The organism is Methanomassiliicoccales archaeon LGM-RCC1 (assembly GCA_030168575.1).
Lineage (GTDB): Archaea > Thermoplasmatota > Thermoplasmata > Methanomassiliicoccales > Methanomethylophilaceae > Methanoprimaticola.
Genome location: CP115555.1, coordinates 761,701 through 775,076 on the forward strand (window position 1 = coordinate 761,701; position 13,376 = coordinate 775,076).

Consider the following 13,376-nt stretch of genomic DNA (forward strand, 5'->3'; position numbering starts at 1 on the left):
GGTTGGATAAAGGCATTGCCCACCCGGAGCTTTGGATTATTGTTCCAATCTGGTTTATATCGATGTATCGGCGTTCATTGTTCATGAGCAGATTGTCCGAGATACTGAAGCTTGAGAACCATGCCGTCGCCATCTATCGCGAGGCCAAGATCCCGGAGGACGCTTGCGTTCCCCAACAGGGTCATTGCACCATACCTTCGCTGTTCATGCGCTGTGTGCGCTTAGGGGACAAGTGCGCCGCGGATTCCGAGCATTCGCCCTGTCACGGTTCCAAGAGCGGTTTCGGTTTCGGAGGGATATCCGACCGTCAGAGGTCTGCCTGGTCTGCTTCTACAATTCCTGAGGAGGTAAGGGAGACCATCGCCCACAAGAGCTCGGGGATGTCGTACTTCAAGACGCCGGAGATCGCCATGATGCAGCTGGAGAAGGTGAAGGACTACGGCGATGGAAAGGATGCCATAGTCTTCCAGGACCTAGACGAGGCGCTCAAGGAAGGCAAGCCGATAGAGGTCGTTGCATTCCTGGTGGATCCTGTCCGTCTCAGCCTCCTTCAGCAGCTCGCGGCATTCTCCAAGACCACACCGGGCCCCGCTGCTATCATGCAGTACGGTTTCGCATGTCAGCAGGTCTATGCCCTGCCCAGGGGAGAGGGTGAGAGCGACGATCCGCATGCCATCATCGGGATGACCGACATGTACGCAAGGCGCTTCGTTGACAAGGACAAGCTTTCGTTCGCCGTGCCCTTCAAGCTCTACCAGCGCATGGTCGCGGACATTGACGATTCCTTCCTGTCGAAGGACAAGTACCTGGAGAACTTCGAGAAGGCTCTCTGAGATAGTCGATATAAAACCTTTAATCGGCGATGGTGCTACGATGTGGTGGCCCTATGGGGTAGCTTGGATATCCTGCCGGACCTCGACTCCGCTGACCTGGGTTCGAATCCCAGTAGGGCCACCATAATTGATTCTAATCAGTTTCCGGGGTATGTGATCAGTGCGAAGGGGTTGTACTTCGCGAACTTCTCCCTGCCCTTGAGTCCAGCCAGCTCCAGGACGAATCCCATGCTGACGATCTCTCCGCCCAGCCTCTCGACGAGCTTGACGATGGCCTCGGTGGTTCCGCCTGTGGCGATGAGGTCGTCGATGATGACGACCTTCTGTCCGGGCTTGATGGAGTCCTTATGCATCTCGATCGTAGCCGTTCCGTACTCCAGATCGTATTCCTGGCTGATGACCTCTCTCGGGAGCTTTCCCTTCTTCCTGGCGAGGATGAATCCCTTCCCCATGGCGTATGCGACGGGGGCTCCGAAGAGGAATCCGCGGGATTCCGATCCCACTACGACGTCGAAGTCCACATCCTTCAGGTGGTCGATGAGCTGGTCGATCGCCATCTTCAGTCCCTCGGGGTCCTGTAGGATAGTTGTGATGTCCCTGAACATGATCCCTTCCTTGGGGAAGTTGGGGATCGTCGTGACATAGTCGGCTAACTGCTTCATGGATTCGGCAACGGTTCGAACCTAAATAAAATAATGCCAGCGGAGGACTCGTCAGTGCTCGTGGGCCAGTATCCTGAGGATGCGGGTGTCCCTGTCGATGGCCACCTTATGGTCCCTCTTGAGGTATCTCTCGTTGGCCTCGATGGCCGTTTCCGGATCGGCATACTCGAGGACGAACTTGGCCTCCTTCTCGTGCTTGGTCAGCTTCTGCCTGTAGGTCTTGTCCGATACATCGCATATGTAGTAGTAGCTGTCCTGGTCGAGGACGTAGTCCCAAATCCCCTTCTCCCTGCGCTTGGACATCCCGTATTCGTGGATGCTCGTGCGGATGACCTCCAGCCCAGTCTCCTCCCTGACCTCGCGGATCAGCGCATCGATCAGAGTCTCATCCTCTTCGACTCCCCCTCCAGGGAACTTGTAGTAGCCGTACTTCACACTGCGTATCAACGCAAGTTTGCCGTTCTTCCAGATGATCCCCCTGGATGCCGGCTGGTAGAGGACCGGATCGGAATCATCGTAGTCCTCCATGTCGATGGTGAAGAATGGCCTCATGTACGTGCTCCTTTCAGAGGTATTTCCTGTAGCGGGAGAATAGGATGGCGGAGGACAGCAGCATCACTGCGATCAGACAGACGACCGTGATGACCACGCTCTCTGTGAAGCTGTAGACGAATCCGCATGCGCCTATCCCTGCCAGAAGGATGCCGCCCGTTATCGCGGCGCCAAGCTCCGAGGGCCCTCCGGTGTTCTCCTCCTTATCCTTCAGATAGAGCGATACGGAGAGATAGACGCCAGAGACGATCAGTATGGTGAATACGCCGTTCATTATGCCGTAGTTGATCCCTATGAAGATCCCCAGCAGGATGGCGACGCCGAACGCCGCTCCGGTTGTGATGTTGTGTTGCTTGTTCTCTGTCATGGTATACCTCAACTGGCGGTCTCAGGTTTGGGTTCGTACCTCTCGCAGGCCTTGTTCGCGAAATATGCGACGATGACCAGGAACACCACTCCTACTAGGACTGGTGCGAATATGAATGTCCAGGGCATGGGCATGAGGACCGCGCTCAGCGCTGTGGCTCCTCCCGGCGGGTGGACGCAGTTCAGCAGGACCATCACAATCAGGGACAGCATTACGGCTATGGCGCAGGCGTACCATTCCGATCCAAGCAGGTACTGCACAACCCATCCGCAGATCGCGGATGAGAACTGTCCGAGAATTGCGCTCTTGGGCTTAGCGGCCGGGGCCTTTGGAAGGCCGTACAGGGTCACCGCTGTTGATCCCAGAGATGCTATGAGCAGCGGAAGGTCGTGGAAGGCCCAGAGTATCCCAAGGAAGCCTATGCCTATGAAACAGGCGATGGCTCTGATGATCTGGGGCTTATCCATGCGTTCCTTGACGCCTTCCCAATAATCCATGGGCGGTGATTCCATCATCGGTATAAATCCCCATTGTCATCCCTCGTACCTCTGTCAAAGGTACAACAATTCTCGCGACTTTGATAATATATATTAAGTCAGTCGCAATCTGTCTGAACATGCCTAGCAGCAGGTTCAGAGCCGTCGATGAAGCGTTCAGGAAGATGCCTGTGCATGTCGATGCACCGGCAGCGGTCACATCGGACTACTACGGATGCAACGTTTTCAACAGGAAGGCCATGAGGCAGTATCTCTCCGAGGATACAAGGCGCAAGATCTACGAGTCCAGCGAGCAGGGGAAGACCCTCGACAGGGACACGGCCGAGGATGTGGCTGCAGGTCTGAAGAAGTGGGCCATGGAGATGGGAGCCACCCATTACACCCACTGGTTCCAGCCTCTGACAGGCGGTACCGCCGAGAAGCACGTATCTTTCATAGAGCCCTTCGGGAAAGGGGAGGCCATCGAGGAGCTGACAGGGAAGCTGCTCTGCCAGCAGGAGTCCGATGCATCATCGTTCCCCAACGGAGGACTGAGGAACACCTTCGAGGCCAGAGGATACACCGCATGGGATCCGTCGTCGCCCGCTTTCATCATCGCGGACACGTTGTGCATCCCCACGATTTTCATCTCATACAACGGGGAGGCCCTGGACTACAAGGCGCCTCTTCTCAGGTCGGAGATCGCCGTCGGCAAGGCAGCCGAGGATCTCCTTGAGTACTTTGGAATCAAGGACGACAGGGTCGTCTCCTATCTCGGATGGGAGCAGGAGTACTTCCTGGTCGATTCCGCATTGTACTCTCTGCGCCCCGACCTCATAATGGTCGACAGGACGCTCATCGGCCACAACGCGGCCAGGAACCAGCAGCTCGAGGACCACTACCTGGGATCGATCCCTGAGAGGGTCCTGGCGTTCATGAGGGACCTGGAGTTCGAGTGCTACAAGCTCGGCATCCCGATAAAGGCCAGGCACAACGAGGTCGCACCCAACCAGTTCGAGATTGCTCCCGTGTTCGAGGCAGCGAACCTCGCTAACGACCACAACCTCCTGCTGATGGCCATGATGAAGAAGGTCTCGGAGAGGCACGGATTCAAGGTGCTATTCCACGAGAAGCCCTTCGCAGGCGTCAACGGATCCGGTAAGCACTGCAACTGGTCCATCGGTACTGTGTCCGGAATCGGACTGTTCACACCCGGCAAGACCGACAGCGAGAACCTGATGTTCCTGATGTTCGTGGCCAACGTTCTCAAGGCCGTATACGATCATAACGCGCTGCTCAAGGCATCGGTCCTGACAGCGACCAACGCCCACAGGCTGGGCGCCAACGAGGCCCCTCCGGCGATAATCTCCACTTTCCTGGGAGCTCAGCTTATGCAGGCATTCGACGACCTGCTTAACTCCTCGGACATGGTCAAGCTGAATGGCAAGAAGTCATACAAGCTCAACATCCCGCAGGTGCCCGAGCTCCTGCTGGACAACACGGACAGGAACAGGACCTCGCCCTTCGCATTCACGGGTAACAGGTTCGAGTTCAGGGCGGTCGGTTCCTCAGCGAACTGCTCCAACGCCGTCGCCACGCTCAACACCATCGTGGCGGACCAGCTGACGATATTCAAGAAAGCCGTCGACAAGAAGGTCGCCGCAGGCACACCCGTCATGCAGGCCATCCTCGACGAGACCCGCGAGACGTACAAGGCATCGATGAACATCTGCTTCGACGGAAACGGATACTCCGAGGAGTGGAAGAAGGAGGCCAAGAAGCGCGGGCTCGACTGCGAGACATCACCTCCCAAGTCCTACTGCGCCCTGACCGACAAGGCCACGGTCGCGATGTACAAGAGGACCGGGGTCATGAACGCGGCGGAGCTGGAGGCGAGGAAGGAGACCTTCTGCGACATCTACAGCAAGAAGGTGGAGATCGAGGCCAGGATCCTCGCGGACCTCACCGAGAACCACATCCTGCCCATCGCCACCCAGTACGAGACAAGGCTGCTCGACAACGTGTCCAAGATGAAGGATATCTTCTCCGAGGCCGACTACAAGAAGCTCTCGGCGGGCAAGGTCGCCATGATAAAGACCATAGCGGAGGACCTGTCCGAGGCACGCAAGCTCGCCATGGACATGGAGAAGGCCTGCGACAAGGCCAACACCGCGAAGTCGGAGTACGCCAAGGCAAATGCCTATCACGACAAGGTCATCCCCTACATCGAGAAGATCAGGGTGCTCGTCGACGACCTCGAGATGATCGTGGACGACGAGATGTGGCCTCTGCCCAAGTACCGCGAGCTCCTGTTCATCCGCTGACCAGATCATCTGGCCATCGCTTCGGGATGCTACGGTCCCACCGATAGTACAACGGATTAGATTTATATAGAAGAACAAACTTTATCCGTTTCAGTCATTCCGTAATGGAATATATCGGAGGAAGAAAAATGGGAATGGGTAACGCACCCGTCATCATCCTTAGAGAAGGAACAAAGAGGGAGAAGGGCAAGGACGCTCAGATGAACAACATCTCAGCAGCGGTCGCCATCTCCGGAGCAGTCAAGAGCAGCCTGGGACCCAGGGGAATGGACAAGATGCTTGTCGATTCCATGGGAGACGTCATCATCACCAACGATGGAGTTACCATCCTCAAGGAGATGGATGTCCAGCACCCCGCAGCAAAGATGCTCGTCGAGGTCGCAAAGACACAGGACGCAGAGGTCGGAGACGGAACAACAACATCCGTCATCCTCGCAGGTGAGCTCCTCAAGAAGGCAACAGACCTGATCGACGCGAACGTCCACCCCACAATCATCGCAAAGGGATACAGGATGGCGAACGAGAAGGCCCAGGAGATCCTGGACAAGATCGCCATGAAGGTCTCCATCGACGATGAGAAGACACTCAAGCTCATCGCAGAGACCGCGATGATCTCCAAGCAGGTCAACCAGTCCAAGGAGCTCTTCGCAGACATCGTCGTCGACGCCATCAAGACGATCGCCGAGAAGAAGGGCAAGGGCTACGAGATCGACCTCAAGAACATCACCACAGTCAAGAAGGCAGGCGCCAACATGGAAGAGACGCAGATCGTCAAGGGTCTCGTCATCGACAAAGAGCCCGTCCAGCTCAACATGGAGAAGTGCGTGAAGAAGGCGAAGATCGCCCTCATCGACTCGGCATTCGAGGTCAAGAAGACCGAGATCGACGCCAAGATCCAGATCAACGATCCCTCGCAGATCGCCGCTTTCGTCAAGGAAGAGGAGAACATGCTCAAGAAGATGGTCGACCAGGTCATCAAGTCTGGTGCGAACGTCGTCTTCTGCCAGAAGGGAATCGATGACCCCGCCCAGCACATGTTCACAAAGGCAGGCATCTACGCATGCAGGCGTGTCAAGAAGTCCGACATGGAGAGGCTCGCCAAGTCCACCGGTGCAAACATCTGCAACAACCTGAACGACCTCGATAAGTCAGACCTCGGATACGCAGACTGCGTCGAGCTGAAGAAGGTCGGAGAGGAGCAGATGACATTCATCTCCGGACTCAAGGACCCCAAGACCGTCACCATCCTCGTAAGGGGAGGAACCAACCACGTCGCAGACGAGGTAGAGAGGTCACTGGTCGATGCATGGTCCGTCGTCAAGGTCGCAATCGAGGACGGAAAGATGGTCACCGGAGGAGGATCCACCGCAATGGAGATCGCAATGCAGCTCCGCGACTACGCACAGTCCGTAGGCGGAAGGGAGCAGATCGCAATCGAGGCATTCGCTTCCGCAATGGAGGCCATCCCCTCGACTCTCGCAGAGAACGCAGGACAGGATCCCATCAATGTACTCATCGAGATGAGGAAGCAGCACAAGGGCAAGAAGGTCTACGCAGGATTCAACCCCTACACCGGAAAGGTTGAGGACATGAAGAAGCTCAACGTCATCGAGCCCTACAGGATCGGAACACAGGCCATCAACTCGGCCACCGACGCTGCAGTCATGATCCTCAGGATCGACGACGTCATCGCTGCTGCAACGCACAGCGGACCCGGTCCCCAGGACATGCCCGACATGAGCGACATGATGTAAACACGATGAACACTGGCAGGGGGCCAGTGCCCCCTGTCTACACTTATCCAAGCGCACTACAGAAGGTAACAGCATGACTGGAAGGTCTAAAGAGAAGAAGGAGGAAACATCCAACGACGATGTCGAGATCATCGAGGAGCAGCCCCAGGTCGATCCCTTGAAGGAGGCCCAGGAGCAGGCTGAGAAGTACCTCGACATGGCAAGGAGGATCCAGGCCGACTTCGATAACTACCGCAAGAGGACGCAGCGCGAGAATGAGGACTTCAAGAAGTACGCCTCGGCAGGAATCGTGATCGACCTCCTCACGGTGGTGGATGACCTCGACCGCGCATTGGATCACGCGGAGGGCGACGACGTGTTCGTCACCGGAATCCGCGGAGTGAGAGCGAATCTGATGAAGGTCCTGGAGAAGAACGGTCTCGAGGAGATCCCCGCAGACGGCAAGTTCGATCCCAACTACCACGAGGCCCTGATGTCCGTGGAGGGAGAGGAGGACGATCAGATCGCAGAGGTGTTCCAGAAGGGATACACACTCAACGGAAAGGTAATCAGGTTCACGAAAGTGAAAGTCACAAAGAAAACGGCTTAAAACAAAGGAAGGTGAGCAGTATGTCAAGAATCATCGGAATTGATCTAGGAACAAGCAATTCGGCCGCCTCCATCATGGAGGGAGGAAGGCCGACAATGATCCCCAGCGCAGAGGGAACCAGCGTCGGAGGAAAGTCATTCCCTTCGTACGTAGCATTCACAAAGGACGGACAGCTCCTCGTGGGAGAGCCCGCAAGGAGGCAGGCCGTCACAAATCCTGACGGAACCATCAAGAACGTCAAGAGGAAGATGGGCGGAAACGAGAAGGTCACCGCACTCGGAAAGGAGTACACACCCCAGCAGATCTCCGCATTCATCCTTCAGAAGATCAAGAAGGACGCGGAGTCCTACCTCGGCGAGACCGTCGACAAAGCGGTCATCACCGTCCCCGCATACTTCAACGACAACCAGAGGCAGGCGACGAAGGACGCAGGAGCCATCGCCGGACTCGAGGTCGTTCGTATCATCAACGAGCCTACGGCAGCCGCACTCGCATACGGACTGGACAAGTCCGATGTCGAGCAGAAGATCATGGTATTCGACCTCGGAGGAGGAACCCTCGATGTCACCATCATGGACTTCAGCGACGGAGTGTTCGAGGTGCTGTCCACATCCGGAGACACCCAGCTGGGAGGATCCGATATGGATGAGGCTCTCACCAAGTATGTCATCAAGGAATTCCAGAAGGAGACCGGAGTCGACCTCGCAGCCGACAACATGGCCTTCTGGAGGGTCAGAGAGGCATGTGAGAAGGCGAAGATCGAGCTGTCCACCACGATGCAGACAGAGGTCAACCTGCCCTTCATCGCATCCGACGCATCAGGCCCCAAGCACCTGGTCCAGACGATCACCCGTGCAAAGCTCGAGGAGCTCGTGGAGCCCATCGTCGCAAGGTGCAAGCAGTCCATCACTCAGGCGATCAGCGATGCGCACCTGTCCAACGACAAGATCGACAAGATCATCATGGTCGGAGGACCCACCAGGATGCCCATCGTCCAGAACTTCGTCGAGAGCATCGTCGGACCCAAGATCCAGCGCGGAATCGACCCGATGGAGTGTGTATCCATGGGAGCCTCGATCCAGGGAGCCGTGCTCTCCGGAGAGGTCAAGGACGTCCTCCTTCTGGATGTCACGCCACTGTCCCTCGGAATTGAGACCCTCGGAGGTATCGCGACCAAGCTGATCGAGAGGAACACCACCATCCCGACCAAGAAGTCGCAGGTGTTCTCCACCGCAGCCGACAACCAGCCCTCCGTGGAGATCAACGTCGTCCAGGGAGAGAGGCAGATGGCCGCCGACAATACATCGCTCGGAAAGTTCATCCTCGACGGAATACCCCCCGCACCCCGCGGAGTGCCCCAGATCGAGGTCACCTTCGATATCGATGCAAACGGTATCATCAACGTCACCGCGAAGGACAAGGGAACCGGAAAGGAGCAGAAGATCACTATCGCATCCTCCAACAAGCTCAGCAAGGAAGAGATCGACGACCTGGTCAAGCAGGCAGAGCAGTTCGCAGACGCCGACAAGAAGAAGGCGGAGCTGGTCGAGGTCCACAACCAGGCGGAGACCGCGGTGTACACCGTACGCAAGTCCCTGGACGAGCTCGGCGAGAAGGTCACACAGGAGGAGAGGGCATCCATCGAGCCCGCGATCTCCGACCTCGAGACTGCCAACAAGACAGACAACATCGACGACATCAAGGCCAAGATGGACGCGCTCATGAAGGCCATGGGTCCCATCAGCCAGAGGGTCTACCAGGAGGCCTCGCAGCAGCAGGCCCAGCAGGGACCTGCCGGAGAGGAGCCCAAGCAGGGCGGAAACGGCGGATCCAACAACGGCGACTACGTCGATGCAGACTACAAGATCGTGGATGACGAGTGAGACTGATGCCGAGAGACTACTATGAGGTCCTCGGGGTCGACAAGAACGCGACACCCGAGGAGATAAAGAAGGCGTACCGCTCCCTTGCGAAGAAGTACCACCCTGACGTATCCACCGAGCCCAAGGAGGTAGCGGAAGCTAAATTCAAGGAGATCTCGGAAGCCTATGAGGTCCTCTCGGATCAGGAGAAGAGGGGCCTGTACGACCAGTACGGCTTCGACGGAGTCAAACAGCAGTTCGGTGAGGGCGGGTTCACCTGGGATAACTTCACGCGTGCCGACGACATCAGCGACATATTCGGAGACATCTTCGGAAGCATGTTCGGCGGCGGCATGAGGTCCTCCAGATCCCGCAACTCACCGTCCCAGGGAGACTCCCTCAGATATGACCTGGAGATCACCCTCAAGGACGTGTTCGAGGGCAAGAAGGTCAAGCTGGACATCCCCCACGCCGTCGTATGCAGTGCATGCAATGGAACGGGAGGGAAGGACGGCAAGGTCACCACATGCTCCAAGTGCGGAGGATCCGGTCAGGTGCAGATGGTCAGGAGGACCCCCTTCGGGAACATGGTCTCCGTATCCGACTGTCCCGACTGCCGCGGTAAGGGTAAGACCTCTGCGGAGAAGTGCCCCCGCTGCCACGGCAACGGAAGGTACACCACCGATTCCCATATCGACCTGAACGTCCCCAAGGGGATAGACGACGGCATGAGGATCAGAGTCCCTGGAGCGGGGAACGCAGGATACAACGGCGGACCCGCAGGGGACCTGTTCGTAGTGGTCCATGTCAAGGAGAGCAAGGAGTTCGAGCGTGACGGGGCCAACCTATGGTCCAAGGTCACCACAACATATCCCAAGCTGGTCCTCGGAGGGGAGGAGACGGTCACCGCCATCGATGGCGACAAGGTCCAGATCACCATCCCTACCGGAACCCAGGTGGGAACCGTCCTTAAGGTCCCCGGAAAGGGACTTCCAAGGATGAATTCGTCCTCCAGAGGGGATATGATGGTCCGCGTCTTCGTGAACGTGCCGAAGTCGGTCACCGACGAGGAGAAGGAGCTCCTGCTCAAGCTGGACTCCACCGCTTCCAAGACAACCAAGAAGTCACGCAAGAAGCTGTTTTGAACAGATCACAAAAACTCTGATCCGGCATATCGGATCAGAGTCCATTTTTTCGGAACGAATTTCGCATCGCATCGAGGCAGTTCATTCATCGTTCGCCGGTCATTCTATCATATAATCCGTGCTAAGCATCTTTTGCGCTGTTTCTCATTCCCAATCTTTTTAAGGCGATTCTGCTCTCATCGGGCGCATCCTTTCCACCGATCATTCTGAGCCTTCCCTTCAGGTCGTCCATATAATCGATGGGGCCGATATCGCTGTACGAAGTATCAGGGAAGAAGCAGACCCCGAACAACGGGTAGTGCTCCACACCGTTCTCATCCTTGAATACGTTGCCCTCGGAAAGCTTGATCGCCCTGCCCACGGTATGAGTCGTTGTGAAGACCATTTTCAGTGACTTGGACTTCTTTTTCCTACCGGATTTCACCTCCATGGCCGTAATGCTTCCCTGAAGGTTAACCACGAATTCTATCTCCAAGGTGCTGTTGGTTTTCTCATAGTATCTCAGGGTGTATCCTTTGGATCTAAGGGCGCAGGCAACGGCGTTCTCCATGACCATCCCGTTGTTGGCCAGAGGATCCCTGTTGACGATCGTCCCTTCGATGTTTTCCTCTGTCAGCGCCATCAGTATGCCCGTATCGGCCAAATAGATCTTGAACACATCAGCGACGGTTCTTTCTCTCAGAGGGGACACCGGTTCCGTGACATTGTTGCATATGTGGATCAGACCGGCATTCTTGAGCCACATCAGCGCAGGGCCGTAGATCCTCTTTCCCACGCCTTTCCTCTTCTCTATGCGGGTGTATTGGAATTTCTTATTGGGTTTTGCAAGCTGTTCCGGAATGGATTTCAGACATGCATCTATGTGCATCCTCTGCGCACCTTTGGAATATCTCTGCGCATCCTGTCCTATGAGCTCAGCTATATCACCGAGGATCGAGCGCACGCTGGAGTAATCCTGTTTGGAGGCGTAATCGATGACGGCTGCAGGCATCCCTCCGACCACGAGATATCTTCTGAACAGATCCGATATTCTCGTCAGTATGAATTCGTCGATCCTCTCGCATCTGAGGATGCATTTCCTGATGTATTCCGTATATTCGGGATCGATCCCCATTGCCCACAGGAATTCCTCAAAATCCATGGGATACATGTCTATCATGTTCACATACCCCAGCGGGGATTGATCCTGAAGATCGTTCAACATGACCCCCAGAAGCGATCCGGAGGCGAATATGTCGAATCTGCCATCGTCGGCGAGAGCCTTCAGGGACGCATATGCTTCAGTACACGATTGGATCTCGTCCAGAAAGATTGCTGAATTGCCCGGTACGATCTTTTTGATATCGGGGGAGTCGAATATCAAACGGTCGATTATCGCAGGGGCTGTAAGATTCTTATCCCTGAAGAGCTGGGCGATGTCTTTGCGCTCTTCCAGGTTGAACTCCATGTAACATTCGTAATTGGATGATATGAAATCACGTATGATGTACGTTTTCCCAATCTGGCGGCAGCCGCGGATCAAGATAGCCTTCCTTTGGGAATCGTCCTTCCATGAAGCCATTTTCTCAGTAATTTTGCGTCTCACGAATGAATTAATGATCTGGACATATATAAATTCAATTTTTATGAGGAAAAAATAGGACAATTTCACAACTTTTATGAGGGAAAAATAGGGATAAAATTCAATTTTTCATAGCATATCATCTAGAAGAAGCGGACTCTCGTTGCATAAGTATAATAGACGGAAATCCAATTAAGTGACATGAAAGCCGCTCATTCTGATCTGATCGAGATCATCTCCAGGACAGAAGGGTTATCCATAATCCGCAAGGGCGATGAGCGCACAAAAACCAGGTTCTGCGGTGAGAGCTATAGAGGATATCCGTGCTTCGACTACACATTGCCGAAAGGCTATGATGATCATTGCATCTCTGAGATATGCGCGTTGCAGATGATCGCCTGCAGGGACGGGATCAACATATCTGTCGACGGGCACGGCATATTGTCCCTCTGCCCTCCGGGATCGAAGATAGGGACATTCGATTTCATCATGAAAGGAGGCCTCAGGCTGGGCATGAGGTACGGATTCAGTGTCCTGACAAAGCTGTCATCCTATGAGGACTACTGCGTAGACATGATGAACAGGTACATAGACAGGGACACATGGTACGTATCCAATCTGGCCGTAGAGCCCGCCTATCAGGGTAAGGGCCTGGCCAGGAAGATGCTTGACCCCTTCCTCGGTTACCTTGACGACATAGGTTGCTCCGCCTATCTGGAAACCCATGATGCATCCAACGTTCCCTTCTATGAGCATTTCGGTTTCGAACTGGCGGAAGTGGGGAAGCTCCCAGGAACCGACATCAAGCACTATGGGATGATCAGAAGGGCTCAATCGAATTCCGATTGACGGGTTGTCATAAGGTGAGAATAGCGCCGAGAGAGATGCAGAACACTCCAGCCCAGCGAAAACGCGCGATTCACCATTTCGGTGGGTTTTGGAAAGTTGTTCAGCAACCTTTCTACGCCATGGCTCGCAGAAATCTACAACTCAAGATTCATTTTGTTATGCGATCTGATGTGAAATTACCTAATTCCGGATGTTGAACCCCTTAAATCAACGAATTGAGAGGAATAGACATGGCAACAGGAAACATAGGAAATGATGTCATTCAGACATTCGGAATAGCAGCACAGTCCATCAGGAACAAGCACCTTCCCATGAGGGACAACGTCGTGGGTTCAGGAAAGGGCCTTCACGATCTCTCTGAGGACGATCCAAGATTTGTATGAGTTAAACTATTGGCTGAGT

At 55.1% G+C, this 13,376-nt stretch carries 13 protein-coding genes and 1 tRNA gene; 9 read left to right on the plus strand and 5 right to left on the minus strand.

Annotated features, from left to right (window positions below; translation table 11 throughout):
• The first annotated feature begins 83 nt into the window (after positions 1-83).
• Positions 84-833 (plus strand): DUF169 domain-containing protein, encoded by a 750-nt coding sequence (locus tag PED39_03750; GenBank protein ID WII08329.1) that lies wholly within the window; start codon positions 84-86, stop codon positions 831-833.
• A gap of 47 nt (positions 834-880) precedes the next feature.
• Positions 881-957: transfer RNA gene (locus PED39_03755), tRNA-Arg, on the plus strand.
• Positions 958-970: 13 nt separating this feature from the next.
• Here PED39_03755 and PED39_03760 read toward each other — a convergent pair.
• From PED39_03760 to PED39_03775, 4 genes are read right to left on the minus strand one after another with little or no spacing between them, the layout of a single operon-like run.
• Positions 971-1,495, minus strand: a complete 525-nt coding sequence (locus PED39_03760; GenBank protein WII08330.1) for an adenine phosphoribosyltransferase — start codon at positions 1,493-1,495, stop codon at positions 971-973.
• 51 nt (positions 1,496-1,546) lie between these two features.
• Positions 1,547-2,047, minus strand: a complete 501-nt coding sequence (locus tag PED39_03765; protein WII08331.1) for an NUDIX domain-containing protein — start codon at positions 2,045-2,047, stop codon at positions 1,547-1,549.
• 13 nt (positions 2,048-2,060) lie between these two features.
• Entirely contained in the window at positions 2,061-2,414 is a 354-nt protein-coding gene (locus tag PED39_03770; GenBank protein WII08332.1) for a hypothetical protein, read from the minus strand.
• Positions 2,415-2,422: 8 nt separating this feature from the next.
• The gene (locus tag PED39_03775) at positions 2,423-2,911 is read right to left on the minus strand and encodes an HPP family protein (protein ID WII08333.1); all 489 of its coding nucleotides are present in this window, start codon (positions 2,909-2,911) and stop codon (positions 2,423-2,425) included.
• A 119-nt stretch (positions 2,912-3,030) separates the two neighbouring features.
• On the opposite strand from PED39_03775, the gene PED39_03780 reads away from it, so the two are divergent.
• The 5 genes from PED39_03780 to dnaJ all read left to right on the plus strand — a co-directional run bounded on the left by PED39_03780 (position 3,031) and on the right by dnaJ (position 10,564).
• Entirely contained in the window at positions 3,031-5,214 is a 2,184-nt protein-coding gene (locus PED39_03780) for a glutamine synthetase III (protein WII08334.1), read from the plus strand.
• A gap of 128 nt (positions 5,215-5,342) precedes the next feature.
• Entirely contained in the window at positions 5,343-6,968 is a 1,626-nt protein-coding gene (gene thsB, locus PED39_03785) for a thermosome subunit beta (protein ID WII08335.1), read from the plus strand.
• Positions 6,969-7,041: 73 nt separating this feature from the next.
• Positions 7,042-7,557 carry a nucleotide exchange factor GrpE gene (locus PED39_03790; protein WII08336.1) on the plus strand — a complete coding sequence of 172 codons (516 nt, stop codon included), beginning with the start codon at positions 7,042-7,044 and terminating at the stop codon, positions 7,555-7,557.
• 20 nt (positions 7,558-7,577) lie between these two features.
• Positions 7,578-9,440, plus strand: coding sequence for a molecular chaperone DnaK (gene dnaK, locus PED39_03795; protein WII08337.1), 1,863 nt, complete (start codon positions 7,578-7,580; stop codon positions 9,438-9,440).
• Between the two features lie 5 nt (positions 9,441-9,445).
• Positions 9,446-10,564 carry a molecular chaperone DnaJ gene (gene dnaJ, locus PED39_03800; protein ID WII08338.1) on the plus strand — a complete coding sequence of 373 codons (1,119 nt, stop codon included), beginning with the start codon at positions 9,446-9,448 and terminating at the stop codon, positions 10,562-10,564.
• Positions 10,565-10,685: 121 nt separating this feature from the next.
• On the opposite strand, the gene PED39_03805 is transcribed toward dnaJ, so the two are convergent.
• Positions 10,686-12,149: an AAA family ATPase gene (locus PED39_03805; protein ID WII08339.1), complete on the minus strand. Its 1,464-nt coding sequence runs from the start codon at positions 12,147-12,149 to the stop codon at positions 10,686-10,688.
• A gap of 177 nt (positions 12,150-12,326) precedes the next feature.
• On the opposite strand from PED39_03805, the gene PED39_03810 reads away from it, so the two are divergent.
• Complete coding sequence (locus PED39_03810) at positions 12,327-12,974, plus strand: GNAT family N-acetyltransferase (GenBank protein ID WII08340.1); 648 nt, start codon at positions 12,327-12,329, stop codon at positions 12,972-12,974.
• 230 nt (positions 12,975-13,204) lie between these two features.
• Positions 13,205-13,357: a hypothetical protein gene (locus PED39_03815; GenBank protein ID WII08341.1), complete on the plus strand. Its 153-nt coding sequence runs from the start codon at positions 13,205-13,207 to the stop codon at positions 13,355-13,357.
• Positions 13,358-13,376: the final 19 nt, after the last annotated feature.